Below are 19,230 nucleotides of genomic sequence, written 5' to 3'. Positions count from 1 at the left end.
TGCCGCCGTAGTATCCGGGCCGGTTGCCACCCGAATCGTTCGGCCTCCGATACTGGGGCTGTCTCACCGGCTCGGCTTGCCGGCAGCCCTGCGGGCGGGAGCCGTTTTTCCGTCGTAAGCCGGCGCGACCTGGGGCGCGGGCGCAGGGCTCTGCGCCCGTCCGATCGCATTGATCACCGGCCCCAGAGGAAAGGATTGTGCCAGAACCGGCTGGGAAGCCAGGAACGGCAACGCGAGCAGGTTGCAGAGAAGAAAGCGACGAAACATGGTTAAATCCCCTTTTGATCCATGCAGGCGCAATTTGCCCGCACGCGGCAACCAAGCTCCCACTTGCGCACCGTGACGCGAAACTTTCCGTGCCGTCCGGAGGATTGGTCACCTATCGTTATATCAGGGCATAACCCTACGTCCCCTCCCCGTTCGAAGAGGGGCGGCAACTTTCTAGAGGATGACGGGCGCGCGGCTATTTCTCGTGGGCTGCGAGCCAGGACAGGGCGAGATAGGTCACGATGAACGCCACGAACGCGATCATGACCGCAGTATTGGCCTGGACGATGCCGGGGAAGAACGCCGCCAGGATGAGGTGGCTCATGATCGCCAGCAGCCACATGATCCCGCCCCAGGTGCTCGCCATCCAGAGCCCCACGGCCGCGATGAGGTCGATGAGCGCGAAATAGATGATGGTGGCCTGGTACCCGGTGGAGCGGATCTCGAACTGGCCCACCGGAGTCCAGATTCCCAGGATGACCGCCCAGGCGCTGAGCCCCTTCATGATCCAGAAGATCGCCAGGATGCGCATGAACACGGTCAGGGCCAGGTTCCAGCGCACGGCACGGGGCGTGGCGGGCCGCTCCTCGATCCGGTCGGAGATGTAGTCGCGCGTCGTCTCGGAGGAATGCCTCGGGCCGTGGGTCCGCATCAGGCGATCTCCAGGTCCCGTTCGCCGAGGCTGGCGAAGTGACGGTCGATGGCGGCGGGATCGACCTCCTCGAGGGAGGCCGGCTGCCAGCGCGGCTGGTTGTCCTTGTCCACGAGAACGGCCCTCACCCCCTCGTAGAAATCGTGACCGTCGAAGATCCGGGAGACGATCCGGAATTCCGTCCTCATCGCCTCCTCGAAATCCATCTCCGCCCCGCGACGGACCTGCTCGAAGGCGATGCACATGCTCGTGGGCGATTTGGTCCGCATTCCCGCCGCGGTTCTGGCCGCGAAATCCGAACCCTTTTCCGCAGCCTCGTCGAGACGCTGGAGGATGGCGGAGACGCTCCCGGCCGAGAAACAGGCGTCGATGACCGCCCTCTGATCCGCGAGGGGGGCCGCACCCGGATCGACGGAGACGCGCATCAGGGCGTTCTCCACGGGCTCCCCGTCGACCAGGGCCTGGCGCAGGGCACCGAAATCCTTGCTGTCGATCGCATGGGTCGCCAGGCCGAGCATCTTCGCGTCGGCCCGTTTGACCCGCTCGCCCGTGAGCGCGAGGTACATGCCCGTCTGTCCCGGCAGGCGCGGCAGGGCGTAGGTCCCGCCCACGTCGGGAAAGAAGCCGATTCCGACCTCGGGCATGGCGAAGAGATAGCGCTCCCCGGCCACCCGGTGGGAGCCGTGGAGCGAAACGCCGACACCGCCGCCCATGACGATGCCGTCGACGAAGGAGATGTAGGGCTTCGGATAGCGCTTGATGAAGGCGTTGAGCTGGTACTCCTCGCGCCAGAAGGCCAGCCCCTCCGCCTTCTGCCCGGCGCGGCCGAGATCGGTCAGCCGCCGGATGTCGCCCCCTGCGCAGAACGCCTTCTCGCCGGCCCCTTCCACCACGATCCGCGACACGGCGGGATCCGCCGCCCAGGCGTCGAGCGCCCGGCGCATCTCCCGCACCATGGTCAGGGTCAGAGCATTGAGCGCCTTCGGCCGGTTGAGGGTGATCACCCCCGCCGCTCCGTGACGTTCGCAGACGACTTCCACGCTCTCGTCCATTCCGTGCTCCTTGATCCTCTGGGGCGGCTTAAACAGGGTAGCCCGTCACCCGTCAATGCGTGTCGGAAGGAGAGGTATTTCACACGCGAATGGCTTGCATGCGACCTCGAACCCTTTTTTAGAGTCATTTAAATGTGCTAACTCTTGTCCTGTCCGCCGGCGCAGCGAAGCCGGCTTTGGATCAGGATTCATGTCGAAGCTGTCGCCGTTCCCCCGTTCCGCCCCCATGGATGCTCCTTCCTCCGCGCTGGCCCTCTCCCAGCGCCCGAGGCGCAACCGGAAGGCCGAATGGTCGAGGCGGCTCGTGCGCGAGAACGTGCTGACGGCCGACGACCTGATCTGGCCGATCTTCCTCATCGAAGGCGCTTCGGGCCGCCAGGCGGTGGCGTCCATGCCCGAGGTCGAGCGGCTGACGATCGGGGAGGCCGTGCGGGAGGCCGAAAGGGCCGCCTCCCTGCGTATCCCGGCCATCGCCCTCTTCCCGAACACCGACCCTTCCCTGCGCGACGAAACGGCCTCGGAGGCCCTGAACACCCGCAATCTCGTCTGCCGCGCCGTGCGCGAGATCAAGCGCGCGGTGCCGGAGATCGGCATCATCACCGACGTGGCGCTCGATCCCTATACCAGCCACGGCCATGACGGCGTGATGCAGGGCGACCGGATCCTCAACGACGAGACCGTCGCCATCCTGTCGCGTCAGGCCGTGATCCAGGCCGAGGCCGGCTCGGACGTCATCGCCCCCTCCGACATGATGGACGGCCGCGTGGGCGCCATCCGCAGCGCCCTCGACGAGGCGGGCTTCCAGGACGTCCAGATCATGTCCTATGCGGCGAAATACGCCTCCGCCTTCTACGGCCCGTTCCGGGACGCCATCGGCACCAACGCCACGCTCGTGGGCGACAAGCGCACCTATCAGATGGACCCGGCTAACACGGACGAGGCCATGCGCGAGGTCGCCCTCGATCTGGAGGAGGGCGCGGACATGATCATGGTCAAGCCCGGCCTGCCCTATCTCGACATCGTGGCCCGGGTGAAGGAGACCTTCGGCATCCCGACCTTCACCTATCAGGTCTCCGGCGAATACGCGATGATCCGGGCCGCCGCCGCCAACGGCTGGATCGACGGCGAGCGCGCGATGATGGAAAGCCTCCTCGCCTTCAAACGCGCGGGGGCCGACGGCATCCTCACCTATTTCGCCCCCCGGGTGGCCGAAAAGCTGAAGGCCCAAGCTTAGAACCGGGTCCTTCATGGCCCGCTCCGGCCTCGTGCGGACATGGCGGTTCGCCGCCTGTCTCCTGGGGCTGTGCCTTCTCGCGGCCTGCGGGCTGTCGGTCGATGCCGAACAGACGCGGGTGTGCCGGACCGCCCTGCCCGCCCTGAATCCCGGCGCCCGGATCACCGTCACCCGGGTGCAGAACGGCCCTTCGCCCCGCACGCTTCTCCTGGAATACACCGCGGAATATCCAGGCCGTCCCGTCCAGGACCGCGCCGTGATCTGTGCGTTCGCGGCCGAGGGCCTGTCCCCGAACAAGGCCGAGCTGACGGGCATCCTCACCGAGCGCGGCCCGATTTCCGGAGCGAGCCTGTATTTCCTGAAGAACTACTATATCGACACCCCGGAGGGCGTGGCCGGAGATCCCGGGAGCCGGGTGGATGCCGGCGTGCTGGAAATTCCCGCCGCTTCGGCCTACTCGCTCCAGCAGTTCCTGGTCAGCCTGCCGCGAACCGCGATCTATGCGCTGCTCGCGGTGGCCTACGCCCTCGTCTTCGGACTGAGCGGCCGCATCAATCTGGCTTTCGGGGAGCTGGCGGCCGTCGGGGCAGCGGGCACCGTCGCAGGCGCCTCCCTGGCGATCGTCTCCGGGGTCACCTCGCCCCTCCTCGGCCTCGGGGCGGGCCTCGCCGCCGCCCTTTTCGCCGGCGCCATTCACAGTGCTGTGGGCGGCTATTTCACCGTCGGCCGCATTCCAGGCGCCCAGGCCAGCCTCATCGCCACCGTGGGCCTCTCCCTCTTCCTGATGGAGTACCTGCGGCTGGTGCAGAGTCCGGTCACCGTCTGGCTGCCTCCGATCTGGTCGGAGCCTTGGCCGCTGGCCCGGTCGGGCGATTTCCTCGTCAGCCTGACGCCGATCACCCCGACCACCACCGGAATCGGCCTCGTCGTCGCCCTCCTCCTCCTCCGGCTCATGAAATCCACAGGTTTCGGCCGTGCCTGGCGCGCCTATGCGGACGACGCGCAGGCGGCGGCCCTGTTCGGGATCGACGGCCCCCGCCTCCTGCTCCAGACCCTCGCCCTGGCGGGCGCCATGGCGGCTCTGGCGGGCCTGCTCATCGTGGCGCAATATGGCGGCCTGGGCTTCGCAGGAGGGTTTCAGTACGGCCTGAAGGCGCTGATCGCCGCCATCATCGGCGGGATCGGCTCGATTCCAGGGGCGCTCCTGGGCGGTTTCGCCGTGGGATTGTTCGAAACGCTCTGGTCGGCATATTTACCCATCGAGGCGCGCGACATCGCTTTATATGTCGCGCTCGTCGTCTTTCTGATCTTCCGTCCCGGCGGGCTGTTCGGCACGAGGGATCCAACACCACGACCCATCTAAGGGCGATCAAGACCAACCGGAGGCACCATTGGCCGATTACGCCATCACCGTCGAGGACGTGAAACGCGCCGCGGCGACCATTCAGGGGCAGGTTCTCAGGACCCCTCTCGTCCCCGCTCCCCGCCTGTCCCAGCTCACCGGCGCGACCGTCTGCGTGAAGCACGAGAACATGCAGCCGACCGGCTCCTTCAAGGAGCGCGGTGCGGTCACGAAGCTGGAGAGCCTCACCTCGGAGGAGCGCAGGCGCGGCGTCATCGCCATGTCGGCGGGCAACCACGCCCAGGCGGTGGCCTACCACGCCCGGCGCCTCGGCATTCCGGCCACCATCGTGATGCCGGAGAGCGTTCCGCTGGTGAAGGCCGAGAACACCCGCGCCTATGGCGCCCGGGTGATCCTTCACGGGGAGACCCTCTATGAATCGGCCGACCGGGCGCGGCAGATCGCGGCGGAACAGGGGCTGGTCTTCGTGCATCCCTACGACGACCCCAGCGTCATAGCCGGCCAGGGCACCGTCGCGCTCGAAATGCTGGCGGATGCGCCGGATCTCGACCAGATCGTGGTGCCCATCGGCGGCGGCGGCCTGATCTCGGGCATCGCGGTCGCCGCCAAGGCCCTGAAGCCTTCCATCGAGATCGTCGGCGTCGAGGCGGCCCTCTACCCGTCGTTCCAGAACGCGATCCGGGGCGAGGACCGCCCCATCGGCGGCGCCACCCTGGCGGAAGGCATCGCGGTCAAGACCGTGGGGCAGCTCCCCCTGCCTGTCGTGCGGGACCTCGTCTCCGACATCGTGCTGGTGGACGAGCCGGTGATCGAGCGGGCGGTCAACGCCTATGCCACGCTGCAGCGGACCATGGCCGAGGGCGCGGGCGCGGCAGGTCTCGCGGCCATGCTGGCCGAGCCGAAACGGTTCGAGGGCAAGCGGGTCGGCCTCGTGCTCTGCGGCGGCAACATCGATGCGCGCATTCTCGCTTCGGTGATGGTGCGCGAACTGGAGCGCGACGACCGCATCGCCTCCTTCCGCATCACCTCCAACGACCGCCCAGGCTTCCTGGGCCGGGTGGCGAGCAGGCTCGGCAGCCTGGGCGCCAACATTCTCGAGGTTTCCCACAGCCGTTTGTTCCTGGACGTGCCGGCCAAGGGGGTTTCCATCGACATCACCATCGAAACCCGGGACAGAAAGCATACATTGGAGGTGTTCGATGCCCTGGCGGCGGACGGCCTCGCTCCCCAGCGGATCGATTGGCGCTGTCTGTCGGAAACGGCCTATTGAGGAGCAGATCATGGCGAACCGTTCTTCCCTGCCGCCGATGAACTACAATTCCTACGAGGTCGACACGCGGCTGACCGAAGGCGTCATCAACCGGCGCTTCTGGGCCTACCTCATCGACCTGTTCGTGGTGGCGGTCTGGATCGTGCTGATTTCCATCGCGATCTTCGTCTTCGGGCTGCTCACCCTCGGTCTCGGCTGGGGCCTGTTCGTGTTCCTGCCGCTCACCGCCCTCACCTTCATCCTCTACAACGCGGTGACCATCGGCGGCCCCTCCCAGGCGACTGTGGGTATGCGCTACATGGGCCTGCGGGTGGTCGATCCGAGCGGACGGCCGGTGTCCATGCTCGCGGCAGCGGTCCACGCGCTCCTGTTCTACGTGGCCGTCTCCACCTTCCTGCTCTGGGCCTGCGACGTGCTGGTCGGCTTCTTCCGCGACGACCGCCGCTTCGTGCGCGACCTGCTGACGAACATGATGGTCATCCGCTCCGCGTGAGCGAGATGCGGCATCCGGGCCTCTTTTGCTGGACGTCGGTGGCACCAATGTTATCCTTGAGCGTTAAGTCAATGCTCAAGGTTCCTCCACAAGGCGATCAAGCTTGACGAGTCAGCCGCGCGACGCACCGCAGTTCTACCTGACCTCTCCTTCCGCCTGCCCCTACCTGCCGAACAGGGAAGAGCGGAAGGTCTTCACTCACATCGTCGGACGACGCGGGCGGGAGCTCAACGAAATCCTGACCCAGGGCGGCTTCCGCCGGTCGCAGACCATCGCCTACCGACCCGCCTGCGACACCTGCCGCGCCTGCGTTTCGGTGCGCGTGCTCGTGAACGAGTTCGAGCCATCCGGCAACATGAGGCGGGTCCTGAAGGCGAACGAGGACCTGATCGGCAATGCCATGCCGAACCGGCCCACCTCGGAGCAGTACTCCCTGTTCCGGCGCTATCTCGACGCCCGGCACACGGATGGCGGCATGGCCGACATGACCGTGCTCGACTATTCGATGATGATCGAGGATAGCCATGTGGACACGCGGCTGATCGAGTATCGCCGCCGCGGGATCGACAGCGGCATCACCGGCAAAGGCACCGGAGACCTGATCGCCGTGTGCCTCACGGACGAGATGAGCGACGGCCTGTCGATGGTCTACTCGTTCTACGATCCGGACCAGCGGGACCGCAGCCTCGGCACGTTCATGATCCTCGACCATATCCGTCGCGCGAAGGCGATGGGCCTGCCCTATCTCTATCTCGGCTACTGGGTCGAGGGTTCGAAGAAGATGGGCTACAAGGCCCGCTTCACCCCGCAGGAGCGCCTGCTGGCTCCGGGCTGGGTGCGGGTGGACTAGCCCCGCGGATCGGCGTTTCCGGGGCGCATCGGAGGCGCCCCGGAAAGCGGTTCTTACTCGCCGAAGGTGTTCGACTTCGGGAAGCCCTTGGGCGGCAGGCGCCCGGCTTCGGTGCGATCGCCCATCCAGTCGCGCAGGTCTTCCTTCGCCACGGTCCAGGTGCGGCCGGACGTGTCCTTCCAGGTGAGGCCTTCCTTGAGCTTGAAGACCTTGGCGTCGGACACGCCGCCATCCTTGTAGCGCTGGAGGCGCACACCCTTGCCGCGGGTCATCTCGGGAACCTGCTTCAGGGGGAAGATCAGAAGCTTCCGGTTCTCGCCGATGATCGCGACGTGGTCGCCCTCGGCCTCCGTGCACACCACCGCTTTCGCCGGGGCGTCGAGGTTGAGGATCTGCTTACCCTTGCGGGTATTGGCCACGATGTCGTCGGTCGGGACCACGAAGCCGCGCCCGTCGGAGCCGACCACGAGGAGCTTCGTTCCGGCCTTGTAGGGGAAGGCCGCGATGAAGTCGGCCCCCTCCTCCAGATCGACCATGAGGCGGATCGGATCGCCGAAGCCGCGCCCGCCCGGGAGCTTGGAGGCTTCCAGGGTGAAGAAGCGCCCGTTCGTCGCCACGACGACGATCTTGGACGTGGTCTCCGCGAAGAAAGCCGTCTTGAGCTGGTCGTCGCCCTTGAACTGCACGGCCGAGAGATCGGCCTGGTGCCCCTTCATGGCGCGGATCCAGCCCTTCTCGGACACGATGACCGTGATCGGCTCGCGCTCGACCATGGCCTCCGCGAAGTCGATGTCGGAGGTGTCCGGCGCCTCGGCGAAGGTGGTCCGGCGCTTGCCGAGAGCCGTCTCGGGACCGAAGGTCTTGCGGACCTCGCGGATCTCCGCCGTCACGGCCTTCCACTGCGCCTTCTCGGAGCCGAGGAGGTTCTCGATGGTGGCCTTCTCGTCCTGCAGGTTCTTCTGCTCGCGCTTGAGCTCCATCTCCTCCAGCTTGCGCAAGCTGCGCAGGCGGGTGTCGAGGATGGCGTTGGCCTGGATCTCCGTGAGCTTGAAGACGCGCATCAGCTCCTGGCGGGGCTCATCCTCCTCGCGGATGATTTTGATCACCCGGTCGAGGTCGAGATAGACGATGAGGAGGCCGCCGAGGATTTCGAGGCGCCTGTCGATGGCCGCGAGGCGGAAGCCGGAGCGGCGGATCAGGACCTCGCGCCGGTGGTCCAGCCACTCGCGCAGGCATTCGGCGAGGCCGAGCACCTTCGGCACCTTGCCGCCGGCGAGCACGTTCACGTTCATGGGAATACGGCTCTCGAGCTCGGTGAGCTTGAAGAGCGATTCCATGAGGATGATGGGATCGACGGTCTTGGCGCGGGGCTCCAGCACGATGCGGATGTCCTCGGCGGACTCGTCGCGCACGTCGGCCAGGAGCGGCAGCTTCTTTTCCTGCAGCAGCTCGGCGATCTTCTCGATCAGGCGGGACTTCGGCACCGCATAGGGGATTTCGGTGACGATGATGTTCCAGACGCCACGCTTGACCTCCTCCTTGTGCCAGCGGGCGCGCACGCGGAAGGAGCCGCGTCCGGTCCGGTAGGTCTCGGCGATGGAGGCCGGCGTGTCGACGATGATGCCGCCGGTCGGGAGGTCGGGGCCGGGAACGAAGCTCAGGAGCTGCTCCGACGTGGCCTTCGGATGGCCGATGAGGTAGAGCGCCGCATCGCAGAGCTCGGCCGCGTTGTGGGACGGGATCGAGGTCGCCATGCCGACCGCGATGCCCTGGGAGCCGTTGGCCAGCAGGTTCGGGAAGGCGGCCGGGAGCACGACCGGCTCCTCGTTGGTCTGGTCGTAGGTCTCTCGGAAATCGACCGCGTCCTCGTCGATGCCCTCCAGGAGCAGCCGGGCCACCTCCGTCAGACGCGCCTCGGTATAGCGCATGGCGGCGGCGTTATCGCCGTCGATGTTGCCGAAATTGCCCTGCCCCTCCACCAGCGGATAGCGCTGGGCGAAGTCCTGCGCCATGCGGACCAGGGCGTCGTAGATCGACTGGTCGCCGTGGGGGTGGTACTGGCCCATCACGTCGCCGACCACGCGGGCGCATTTCTTCGGGGCCGACCGGGGGTCGAGCCGGAGAAGGCGCATGGCATGAAGAATGCGGCGGTGGACCGGCTTCAACCCGTCTCGTGCGTCGGGCAGCGCCCGGTGCATGATGGTGGAGAGCGCGTAGGCGAGATAGCGCTCCTCGAGCGCATCCTTGAGATTGATCGTCTCGATTTCGCCGCCTGACGGTGGATTGACCGGCTTACCCATGAATCGAAAACCCTAACTGCGAATCAGTTCTTATCATTTGAAATGAGAACATAACAGAAACAAACCCTACTCGTCCCCAGCTGTCGCCAGTGCGACGAAACGCGCCCGCTCTGCCGGCGCCGCCTGCCCCCGCGGCTCGAAGACGTTCTGATGCAGGAAGAAGTCGGTGAGTGCAAATCCGGCACGGATGTCCTCGTCCCGCGGCCGGTTGGTGCGCATCTGGCCGATGAGGAAGCCCGGCAGCCTGAGAAGGCGGTCCTTGTAGGGCTCCCCGGCCCCGGCGCTGACCGCGCGCCCGCTCTTCGGCGACACGTAGATGAGATCGTCCCGGGTGCCCGTTGCGGCGCAGGAGGACAGGTCCAGCCCGAAGCCGAACTCCGCCAGGATCGCCAGCTCGAAGCGCACGAACAGCGCCGGCGCGAGATCGGGATCGTCCAAGTGATCCACCAGCACGGACAGGGTCTCGTAGAGGGCGGGATGAGGGTCTCGTTCGGGAAGATAGCGCAGCAGGTGGGACAGGGTGGCGAGGCCGTAGAGCGCCATCGGCGAACCGATGAAATGGGCCGCCCGCAGCTGCGAGGCTTCGACCTGGTAGGTGCCCAGATGCTCGTCGAGCCGCGCGCGCCAAGTGGCGTGGACGCTGTTCCCGGCCTGCAGCACCGGCTGAAGGGTCTTGGAGCGGCCGCCATGGACCAGGCCGAGATGGCGGCCGTGCTCACGGGTCATCAGCTCGAGGATGACGCTCGATTCGCCGTGTTTCCGGACGCCGACAACGATGCCTTCATCGGTCCATTGCATGGAATTGGGGTACTCGCGTTCAGCAGTGCCGTACATGCCGCATGTAAGCATTCGGGCGCAAATTTTCCATATTTTCCAAGGTTACCGGCGCATTTTCCCGGGAGCTTTTCCGCCTCTCACGCATTCCATAAGGGAACCAAACACACGGCTACGTTTTGTCGGTGTTCATGTTGCCCAGGGTACGAGTTAAATCATGAAAATTACTTCCCGGTTTCTGACGAGCGCCGCCATACCGCTGATGCTGATCGCGTCTCCGGTCGCGGCTTCACCCCAATCAGCCCCCCTGAAGCCCTTCGTCGTTGCCCAGGCGACGCCGGACGCGGACGAGGAACTGCCCCGCCGGGGCCGTCCCGACCGCCCGGCCCGGCCGGATGCGGATTCCGCGTCTCCGAGCCGCGGCGAGCGGCCCGATCGTGGCCCGCGCCCCGCGGCGCAGGGTCAGGATGGCGATGCCCGGCAGCCGGAGGGCCGCGGCCCTCGCCGCGGCGAGGGTCCTGGCAATGCCTCGGACGCGCCCCGCTCCCCCCGCGCCGTGACCCCGGGCGACGCGCAGGACACGCCCCGTGCGCCTCGCGGAGCCCCCGGCGGCGACCGGGAGCCGCCGCGCTCGCCTCGGGCGGCGCCCGCCGAGGACGCTCAGGACGCCCCGCGCCGGCGTCGGGATCCCAGCCCCGCGACGGAACGGCCGACGCCGCCTTCGGGCACGGCTCCGGCACAGCCCGCGCGCCCGGCCCAGTCGCCCGAGCGCCCGCAGCGCCCCTCCGCCCAGGAGCGGACGCCCGATGCGCCGTCGCCTGCCGAGCAGAGAAGGCGGCAGCCGGGGGCTGACGATGCCCCGGCCACGCGCCCGACACCTCCCGCGGCCACGCCGGCCACCCCAGCCACCCCGGCGGCTCCCGCCGAGAGAACGGCCCCGCGGAACCGGACCGACGACGATACGCCCGGCGGACGCCAGCGCGGACAGCGTCCGGACCGACCGGCCACTCCGCCGGCAGCGACCGAGACGGCGCCGACGGCTCCCGCCCAGACGGCCCCGGCTCCGACCGCCCCGGCCCAGAGCGCTCCCGCAGCCCCGACCCCGCAGGCACCCGCGACCCAGCCTGCGCCGACCACGCAGCCTGCTCCGGCTGCACCTGCGACGCAGCCGACGGCTCCCACGCAGACGGCTCCCCAGGCCCCTGCACCGGCCCAGGCTCCCGCGCAGACGGCACCGCAGACCCAGTCCGGTCCGCGTACGGCTCCCGGCGGCGTCCGCCCGGCCTTCGATCCCGGCGTGAACGTGCGCATCGAGGATCTTCGCAATCAGCGCCGTCAGCGTGTCGAGGAAGGCGGTCGGAGGGTCATCATCGAGGAGCCGGGTGCCCGCACCATCATCCGCGAGGGTGACCAGGTCATCATCCGCCACGACGAAACCGAACGCTTCCGGCGGGCCTATCGCGACGCCGACGTGCGCGTGGAACGGCGCGGCGGGGGCGAAGAGGTCACCATCGTGGAGCGTCCCGACGGCACCGAGATCGTCACGGTCCGCGACGAGTACGGCAATCTCCTGCGCCGCATCAGGCGCGAGCCCGCGGGACGCGAGGTCATTCTCATCGAGAACCGCCGCGGCGACATCCGGCCCGGCGTCGGACGCGGCTTCGGCTATGTCCGTGAGGACGTGGTCCGCCTGCCGCCGCCGGTCGTGCGGATCCCGCGCGAGGAGTACATCGTCGAGGTGGAGGATGCGTCCCAGGAGGAGCTCGTGGAGGCCTTCACGGCGCCTCCGGTGGAGCGCATCGAACGTGCCTACACCCTCGACGAGGTCCGCCAGAGCCAGCCGCTGCGCGAGCGCATGCGCCGGGTCGACCTCGACACCGTTACGTTCGACTTCGGCTCCTGGGCCCTTCCCGAGGAGCAGATCGGCGCCATGACGGGCATCGCCCAGGCCATTCAGACCGCGCTCCGGAACAACCCGAACGAGATCTTCCTCGTGGAGGGCCATACGGACGCCGTCGGCTCGGACGAGGACAACCTGACCCTCTCGGACCGGCGAGCGGAAGCGGTCGCGGCGGCCCTGACGCAGCGTTTCGGCATCCCGGCCGAGAACCTGACGACGCAAGGCTACGGCGAGCAGTATCTGAAGGTCAACACGGAGAACCCCGAACGGCAGAACCGCCGGGCGACGATCCGCCGGATCACTCCGCTCCTTCAGGGACAGGCGACCCAGCAGTAAGGCGGTCCCGTCCCGCAACACCGACCATGAACGGCCCGGCTCCCGCCGGGCCGTTTTCTATTCCGGCAGTCCCGCGAGGCGCAGTCCCTCGGCGATGCGGCCCAGGACCTCGTCGGTGAAGGCGAGCGCGCTGGTGACGTCCGAGATCCGCATCCCCGGATAAGCCTTGAGGAGCTCCCTCACGCTTTCCGCCGCCTTGCCCCTCTGTCCGGCAAGGGCATAGGCCGGCGCCAGGTTGCGGTGGATCCAAGCGGAATTGGGATGGGCCATCAGGGCCTTTTCCTGCCAGGCGATGGATTCCTCGTAGCGCCCGGCGATGAAGTGGGCGGCCCCGATGCCCATGTCGCAGTTGAAGGCCATCGGGTCGAAGGGGCTCAGGCGCAGGGCCCGCTCGAAATGGCTGATCGCGGTTTCCGCATCGCCGCGGTAATCGTGCAGCCAACCGCTGCGGTTCCAGGCCCAGGCCGAGTTCGGGTCCAGCGCCAGCGCGCGGGCGAGCACGGCGGCGGCGCTTCCGAACTCCCTCGTGATCGAGAGGGCCGCGCCCAGCACCGCGAGCGTGAACGGATCGTCCGACGACAGGGACACCGCCGCCTGCGCCTGGCGCAAGGCCTCCTGTCTCTCCTCCTCGGGGCGCTCGGTCCAGTTATAGACGACCCGCTGCCCCCGGCACCAGGCCAGCAGCGAAAGCGCCAGCGGATAGGTGGGATCGAGACGCAGGGCCTCCTCGAGCAGATGCGTCGCCTCCAGATTGCTTTCCCGCTCCAGCGCCCAGACCAGTGGGAGCGCACGCATGACGAGGTCGTAGGCGTCGAGGCTCTCGGGGCGCTTTCGCTTCGCCCGCTCGATCTCGGCCGCACGGATGGAGGGCTGGATCGCCCCCACCACGCTGGCGGTAATCTGGTCCTGGAAATCGAACAGGTCCTCGACGACCCCGTCGTAATGTTCCGCCCAGAGGTGGGTGCCCTCCGTGGCATCGATGAGCTGGGCCGATATCCGAACCCGGTTGCCCGCCCTTCTCACGCTCCCTTCGAGGGCGTAGCGAACGCCGAGCTCGCGGCTGATCTGCTGGAAATTAACGGCCCGCCCCTTGTAGGCGAACGCCGAGTTGCGGGCGATGACGAAGAAGGACCGCACCCGGGAGAGGGCCGAGGTGATGTCCTCGACGATCCCGTCGGCCAGGTGCTCCTGCTCCGGATCGCCGCTGATGTTGACGAAGGGCAGAACGGCGATGGACGGGCGATCCGGCAGCGCCAGGGACGGCGACGCATCCATGGCCAGCTCCGGCGGTCCCTGGGCGCCGTTGAGGCAGTAGATGCGGATGGGCCGCGCGATGTTCCTGACCTGCTGCTCGCCCCTGTCCTCGAAGGCGTAAGGGACCTTGCCCCTCACCTCCTCCCAGACCTTGCCCGAAATGCAGATGCCTCCCGGCACGGCGATCTGCTCCAGGCGAGAGGCGACATTGACCCCGTCCCCGTAGACGTCTCCATCCTCGTCGATGATGATGTCGCAGAGATTGATGCCGATCCGGAGCCACAGCGTCGTGGCCGGGTCCTCGGCGGCGATCGCCGCGAGCGCCTCCTGGATTTCCGCCGCACAGCGGACCGCCTCCACGGGACTCGAGAACTCGATCAGGAACCCGTCGCCGGTGGTCTTCACCAGGCGGCCGCCATGGGCCTGGATGGTCGGGACCACGACCTCCCGCCGCAGATGCCTGAGGCGCAGGAGGGTTCCCTCCTCGTCGAGGGACATGAGGCCCGAGTAACCTGCCACATCGGCAGCAAGAATGGCTGCGAGACGCCTCTGCGACTTCTGGTCAGAAGGACCGGGCATGTCCATCTCCAGCTCGACGTCGGCAGGATCGGCCGTGCGGCATCGGGAAAGCTGCACACGGAGATGGTGCGCTCGCTCGAAACCCTTAGGCTATAACGCGGAGAAGCGTAGTTTGGGCCAATTCGGACCCACAGAAGCGGGATTTTGTGAAACTGGGCTCAGCCGCGAGGGAACTCCAGCCCCATCTCCCGGTAGCGTTCAGGATCGTCGCTCCAGTTCTCGCGGACCTTCACGAAGATGAAGAGATGGACCGGAGCCTCGGCGATTTCGGCGATTTCCTTGCGTGCCGCCTGGCCGATGGCCTTGATGGTCTGGCCGCCCTTGCCGAGCACGATCTTGCGCTGGCTGTCCCGCTCCACGAAGACCGTCTGCTCGATGCGCACGGAGCCGTCCGGGCGCTGTTGCCACTGGTCGGTCTCGACCGTGGACTGGTAGGGCAGCTCCTCGTGCAGGCGCTCGTAGATCTTCTCGCGGGTGATCTCGGCCGCCAGCATGCGCAGGGGCGCGTCCGAGATCTGGTCCTCGGGATAGAGCCAGGGACCTTCCGGCATCATTTCGGCGAGCTGGCGCCTCAGGGCCGCCAGCCCGTCTCCCTTGAGGGCGGAGATCATGAAGGTGTGGGCGAAAGCCACCTTCTCGTTGAGGGTCTGGGCGAGCTCCAGGAGCTTCGAACGCTCGATCAGGTCGATCTTGTTGAGGATCAGGATCTTGGGCCGGTTCAGCTCGGGCAGCTTGCCGAGAATGGCTTCGGCCTCCTCGTCGATGCCCTTGCGGACGTCGAGAAGAAGAGCCACCACGTCCGCGTCGGCGGCGCCGCCCCAAGCGGAGGTGACCATCGCCCGGTCGAGCCGGCGCTTGGGCTTGAAGATGCCGGGCGTGTCGACGAACACCATCTGGGCCTCGCCTTCGATGGCGATGCCGCGCACCAGCGCCCGCGTGGTCTGAACCTTGCGCGACACGATGGAGACCTTGGAGCCGACGAGCGAGTTGAGCAGGGTCGACTTGCCCGCGTTGGGCGCGCCGATCAGGGCGACGAAGCCGGCTTTCGTATTGGTTTGTTCAGGCGACGCCATGCTCTTCCTCCGTCCAGACACCCTCTTGTAAGAGAAGGCTTCGCGCCGCCGCCTGTTCCGCGATGCGCTTCGATGTGCCGAGCCCGAAGGCGGTTTCCTTGCCCTTCACCTTGACCATGATCCGGAATTTGGGCGCATGGTCCGGGCCGGTCTGTTCCACCACCGTATAGGTCGGGGGCGGCAGTCCCTGCCCCTGCGCCCATTCCTGGAGGGCGCTCTTCGGGTCCCGAAGCGGGCGCCGGGGCGTTGCCAGGAGGTCCTTGAAGGAGCGCTCGACGAGGGCCTTGGCCGCATCGTAGCCGCCGTCGAGGAACACCGCGCCGATGATCGCCTCGCTCACGTCGGCCAGGATCGTTTGGTTCCGGCGCTCGCCGGAATGAGCCTCGCCGGCGCCGAGTTTCACATAGGGGCCAACGTCCCAGGCTTCGGCGACCTCGGCGCAGCTTTCGCGGCGCACCAGATCGGCGAGGCGCCGGGACAGCTCGCCCTCCGGAGCGCCGGGAAACGTCTTGTAGAGCATCTCCGCGATGGCGAGGCCGAGGACCCGGTCGCCCAGGAATTCCAGCCTTTGGTAGCTCTGCCCGCCGGCATTGGGTGCGCTGACATGGGTCAGCGCCTCGTCCAGAAGCTCCGTCCGCTCGAAGCGGTAGCCGAGCCGGCGGAGCAGGTCGTCGATATTGGGCTTGCGGCGGGCCACGGGCTTACTTGATCCGCTCGAACATGCGGTTCCAGCGAATGTATCCGGGCCATTCCCACGGACGCCACAGGGACGCGTTCTCGTCGATGGAGAAGAAGATGATCTCCGCCCGCCCGACCAGATTCTCCGCCGGAACGTCGCCCACATTGGCCTCGTCGCGGGAATCGGTGGAGTTGTCCCGGTTGTCGCCCATCATGAAGTAATGGCCCGGCGGGACGGTGTAGACGTTGGTGTTGTCCCAGTAGCCCCGGTCGCCGTCGCGCTCGATCACGTAGTGGGAGGTGCCTTCGGGGAAGGTCTCCTTGTATCGGGGAACGGAGATCGTGCGGCCGTAGAGATCGGTCGTCTGGAAGTCCTCCACCCGCTCGCGCTGGACCGGCTGGCCGTTGATGTGCAGCACGCCGCCGATCACCTGGATGCGGTCGCCGGGCAGCCCGACCACCCGCTTGATGTAGTCGGTGGAGTTGTCCTTCGGCAGCTTGAAGACCGCGATGTCGCCGCGCTTCGGCTCGGAGCCGAAGATGCGGCCCGAGAACACGGGCGGGCTGAAGGGGATGGAGTGCTTCGAATAGCCGTAGGAATACTTGGAGACGAAGAGATAGTCGCCGATCAGCAGGGTCGGGATGAGGGAGCCCGAGGGAATGTTGAAGGGCTGGAACAGCACGGTGCGGACGACCACCGCGATCAGCAGCGCCTGGACGATGACCTTGATGGTCTCCCAGAGGCCGCTTTCGTCCTTCTTGACGCTGTCGCCGGCGTACTTCTTGGCGTTGTCGCTCACGTAATTCGATCCATGCTTGAGGAATGCTGCGGCTCGAAGCCGTCTCAAGTCGTTGCGGCGGTCTAGCCCAATGCGCGTTCTGCCGCAACGCGGCCCAACTTACTTTATGGGGCGTGCCTCGATGATCACGAAGGCCTGGGCCAGAGGTGGGTCATCCGTAAGAGACACGTGAACCACCGCCTCGTGCCCTTCCGGCGTCAGGCGCCTGAGTCGTTCCAGGGCCCCTCCCGTCAGGCGCAGGGTCGGCTGGCCGGTCGGGAGGTTGACCACCTCCATGTCCCGCCAGAAGACACCGTGGCTCAGCCCGGTTCCCAGGGCCTTGGCACAGGCCTCCTTCGCGGCGAAGCGGCGGGCATAGGAGGGGCCGCGTGCGGCACGGCGGTCGCTGCGGGCGCGCTCCCCTTCCGTGAAGATGCGATGGGTGAAACGGTCCCCGAAGCGCTCGAGGGAGCGCTCGATGCGACGGATGTCGCACAGGTCGGACCCGATTCCGAGAATCATGAGATGTCCTTGGTGGCGGAAAAGGCTAGGCTCACGTTATCTGGGCCCGCCCCTCGTCCATTGCGACCCGCATGCAGCGAACCGCCTCATCCAGACCCATGAAGATGGCCTCGCCCACGAGGAAGTGACCGATATTGAGCTCGACGATCTGCGGGATCGCGGCGACCGGGCGCACCGTATCGAAGCTCAGGCCGTGGCCCGCATGGATCTCCAGCCCGATCTTGGCCCCATGCTCCGCCGCCCGGCGCAGGCGCTCCAGCTCATGGGCCCGCTCCTCCTCGTCCCCGACCTCGCAATAGGTCCCGGTATGAAGCTCGACCACGGGCGCCCCCAGCTCGCAGGCGGCGTCCATGACCTCGACCTCCGGCTCGACGAAGAGGGAGACCCGGATGCCCAGATCCTTCAGCTCCTGGATCACCGGCCGCAGATGCGCGCCCTGGCCGATGATGTCGAGCCCGCCCTCGGTCGTGCGCTCCTCGCGCTTTTCCGGCACGAGGCAGCAGGCATTGGGGCGGATCCGCGTCGCGATCTCGACCATCTCGGCCGTTGCGGCCATCTCGAAATTGAGCGGCACGAACAGGTTGCGCTTGAGCCGCTCCATGTCCTGGTCGCGGATGTGCCGCCGGTCCTCGCGCAGGTGGGCCGTGATCCCGTCGGCCCCGGCCAGAACCGCCATGTTGGCGGCCCGGATGGGGTCCGGGTGGAAGCCCCCGCGGGCATTCCGGACGGTTGCGACATGATCGATGTTGACGCCGAGGCGAAGAGGAGGAGCGTTCATGAAGCTGTTTTATCCCAGCCTCGCTCTTTGACCAGAGTTCTTCCGGCCACGCTGGAACGCTATCAACCGCAATCGGCGTTTCCCGGCCGGTGCGGCAGCCGGGGCAGGCTGCCGTCCCTTGCCTTGCCGGAACAAATGGACTATAGCGCCCGCTTCGCGTTCGCTCCGGCCGGGGGCTGAACGGACGGCATGGTCTTCCATGCAGGGTCTTTAGCAGGTCCCGTCGTCCCGTGTCTCCGCCTTCGACAACCGCTCGGGCCTTGCAGGCTCGAAGGGCTTGGCGCCGATCGGACGCGCGAAACCGGCTCACGGCATTCACCCGAATCCAGAGCCTGAACCCAAACCTGAGAAAGGCCCACTATGCCTCTCTACGAGCATATCTTTCTGGCTCGCCAGGACGTGACGTCCCAGCAGGTCGAAGCAATGGTCGACCAGTACAAGGACGTCATTCAGCAGAATGGCGGCACTGTCGAGAAGACCGAGATGTGGGGCGTGAAGTCCCTCGCCTACCGCATCAAGAAGAACCGCAAGGCGCATTTCACGATGTTCAACCTCAGCGCCCCCGCTCAGGCGGTGGCCGAGATGGAGCGTCAGATGCGCATCAACGAAGACATCCTTCGTTTCATGACCATCCGCGTCGACGAGCTCGAGACCGAGCCGTCCGTGATGATGCAGAAGCGCGACCGCGACGAGCGCAAGGACCGCGAGCGCCGCGAGCGCGACGGTGACGGCGCTGGCTTCGGCGGCGGCAACGAAGGCGAGGAGGCTTAATCATGGCATTTGGTGCTGGTGGCGCCGGCGGCGGCCGTCGTCCTTTCTTCCGTCGTCGTAAGACCTGCCCGTTCTCGGGCCCGAACGCTCCGAAGATCGACTACAAGGACACGAAGCTTCTGTCCCGCTACATCTCGGAGCGCGGCAAGATCGTTCCTTCGCGCATCACGGCCGTCTCGGCCAAGAAGCAGCGTGAGCTCGCCCAGGCGATCAAGCGCGCCCGCTTCCTGGGCCTGCTGCCCTACGTGATCCGCTAAGACCATCGAGGCGGGCCGCCGAGAGGCGGCCCGCTTTTCCCGTGACGT

The 19,230-nt window shown here is 67.0% G+C and carries 19 protein-coding genes; 8 read left to right on the top strand and 11 right to left on the bottom strand.

What is annotated here, in order from left to right:
- Positions 1–63: 63 nt before the first annotated feature.
- The 3 genes from ACFOYU_RS22925 to ACFOYU_RS22915 form a co-directional block, all read right to left on the bottom strand.
- Entirely contained in the window at positions 64–267 is a 204-nt protein-coding gene (locus tag ACFOYU_RS22925) for a hypothetical protein (protein WP_377035353.1), read from the bottom strand.
- 196 nt (positions 268–463) lie between these two features.
- On the bottom strand, positions 464–919 hold the full coding sequence (locus tag ACFOYU_RS22920) for a DUF6163 family protein (protein ID WP_226741888.1): 456 nt from the start codon (positions 917–919) through the stop codon (positions 464–466).
- Complete coding sequence (locus tag ACFOYU_RS22915) at positions 919–1,971, bottom strand: enoyl-CoA hydratase/isomerase family protein (RefSeq protein WP_377035352.1); 1,053 nt, start codon at positions 1,969–1,971, stop codon at positions 919–921. The genes ACFOYU_RS22920 and ACFOYU_RS22915 overlap by 1 nt, the downstream gene beginning before the upstream one ends.
- 190 nt (positions 1,972–2,161) lie before the next feature.
- Here ACFOYU_RS22915 and hemB point away from each other — a divergent pair, with 190 nt between their 5' ends.
- The 5 genes from hemB (at position 2,162) to ACFOYU_RS22890 (ending at position 7,181) form a co-directional block, all read left to right on the top strand.
- Positions 2,162–3,205, top strand: a complete 1,044-nt coding sequence (gene hemB / locus ACFOYU_RS22910; RefSeq protein WP_377035351.1) for a porphobilinogen synthase — start codon at positions 2,162–2,164, stop codon at positions 3,203–3,205.
- 13 nt (positions 3,206–3,218) lie between these two features.
- Positions 3,219–4,568, top strand: coding sequence for a hypothetical protein (locus ACFOYU_RS22905; protein WP_377035350.1), 1,350 nt, complete (start codon positions 3,219–3,221; stop codon positions 4,566–4,568).
- Between the two features lie 28 nt (positions 4,569–4,596).
- Positions 4,597–5,838, top strand: coding sequence for a threonine ammonia-lyase (locus ACFOYU_RS22900; protein ID WP_377035349.1), 1,242 nt, complete (start codon positions 4,597–4,599; stop codon positions 5,836–5,838).
- A 10-nt stretch (positions 5,839–5,848) separates the two neighbouring features.
- Positions 5,849–6,331 (top strand): RDD family protein, encoded by a 483-nt coding sequence (locus ACFOYU_RS22895; RefSeq protein WP_377035348.1) that lies wholly within the window; start codon positions 5,849–5,851, stop codon positions 6,329–6,331.
- Between the two features lie 103 nt (positions 6,332–6,434).
- Positions 6,435–7,181 (top strand): arginyltransferase, encoded by a 747-nt coding sequence (locus ACFOYU_RS22890; protein WP_377035347.1) that lies wholly within the window; start codon positions 6,435–6,437, stop codon positions 7,179–7,181.
- Positions 7,182–7,234: 53 nt separating this feature from the next.
- Here the strand turns inward: ACFOYU_RS22890 and parC are convergent, their stop codons facing one another.
- The gene (parC, locus tag ACFOYU_RS22885; RefSeq protein WP_377035346.1) at positions 7,235–9,481 is read right to left on the bottom strand and encodes a DNA topoisomerase IV subunit A; all 2,247 of its coding nucleotides are present in this window, start codon (positions 9,479–9,481) and stop codon (positions 7,235–7,237) included.
- Positions 9,482–9,547: 66 nt separating this feature from the next.
- Positions 9,548–10,279, bottom strand: a complete 732-nt coding sequence (gene recO, locus ACFOYU_RS22880; protein ID WP_226741878.1) for a DNA repair protein RecO — start codon at positions 10,277–10,279, stop codon at positions 9,548–9,550.
- Between the two features lie 193 nt (positions 10,280–10,472).
- On the opposite strand from recO, the gene ACFOYU_RS22875 reads away from it, so the two are divergent.
- Positions 10,473–12,491: an OmpA family protein gene (locus ACFOYU_RS22875; protein WP_377035345.1), complete on the top strand. Its 2,019-nt coding sequence runs from the start codon at positions 10,473–10,475 to the stop codon at positions 12,489–12,491.
- Positions 12,492–12,548: 57 nt separating this feature from the next.
- Here ACFOYU_RS22875 and ACFOYU_RS22870 read toward each other — a convergent pair whose 3' ends face one another.
- The 6 genes from ACFOYU_RS22870 to ACFOYU_RS22845 form a co-directional block, all read right to left on the bottom strand.
- Entirely contained in the window at positions 12,549–14,324 is a 1,776-nt protein-coding gene (locus ACFOYU_RS22870; protein ID WP_377035344.1) for an adenylate/guanylate cyclase domain-containing protein, read from the bottom strand.
- Between the two features lie 158 nt (positions 14,325–14,482).
- On the bottom strand, positions 14,483–15,397 hold the full coding sequence (era, locus tag ACFOYU_RS22865; RefSeq protein ID WP_226741875.1) for a GTPase Era: 915 nt from the start codon (positions 15,395–15,397) through the stop codon (positions 14,483–14,485).
- The gene (gene rnc, locus ACFOYU_RS22860; RefSeq protein WP_377035343.1) at positions 15,384–16,094 is read right to left on the bottom strand and encodes a ribonuclease III; all 711 of its coding nucleotides are present in this window, start codon (positions 16,092–16,094) and stop codon (positions 15,384–15,386) included. Before rnc ends, era begins: the two co-directional genes overlap by 14 nt.
- 4 nt (positions 16,095–16,098) lie before the next feature.
- Positions 16,099–16,875 (bottom strand): signal peptidase I, encoded by a 777-nt coding sequence (gene lepB / locus ACFOYU_RS22855; protein ID WP_226741873.1) that lies wholly within the window; start codon positions 16,873–16,875, stop codon positions 16,099–16,101.
- A 99-nt stretch (positions 16,876–16,974) separates the two neighbouring features.
- Complete coding sequence (gene acpS, locus ACFOYU_RS22850; protein WP_226741872.1) at positions 16,975–17,376, bottom strand: holo-ACP synthase; 402 nt, start codon at positions 17,374–17,376, stop codon at positions 16,975–16,977.
- Between the two features lie 31 nt (positions 17,377–17,407).
- Complete coding sequence (locus tag ACFOYU_RS22845) at positions 17,408–18,154, bottom strand: pyridoxine 5'-phosphate synthase (protein WP_377035342.1); 747 nt, start codon at positions 18,152–18,154, stop codon at positions 17,408–17,410.
- 360 nt (positions 18,155–18,514) lie between these two features.
- Between ACFOYU_RS22845 and rpsF the strand changes: the two genes are divergently transcribed.
- Together rpsF and rpsR are read left to right on the top strand one after the other, a co-directional pair.
- Positions 18,515–18,925, top strand: coding sequence for a 30S ribosomal protein S6 (gene rpsF / locus ACFOYU_RS22840; RefSeq protein WP_226741870.1), 411 nt, complete (start codon positions 18,515–18,517; stop codon positions 18,923–18,925).
- A gap of 2 nt (positions 18,926–18,927) precedes the next feature.
- Positions 18,928–19,182: a 30S ribosomal protein S18 gene (gene rpsR, locus ACFOYU_RS22835; protein ID WP_114769591.1), complete on the top strand. Its 255-nt coding sequence runs from the start codon at positions 18,928–18,930 to the stop codon at positions 19,180–19,182.
- The last annotated feature ends 48 nt before the right edge of the window (positions 19,183–19,230 follow it).

Origin of the sequence: Microvirga sp. GCM10011540 (genome assembly GCF_042650665.1) — a bacterium.
Classification (GTDB): Bacteria; Pseudomonadota; Alphaproteobacteria; order Rhizobiales; family Beijerinckiaceae; genus Microvirga; species Microvirga lenta.
Note: the sequence above shows the minus strand (reverse complement) of the source record. Positions and strands in the feature narration are given on the sequence as shown.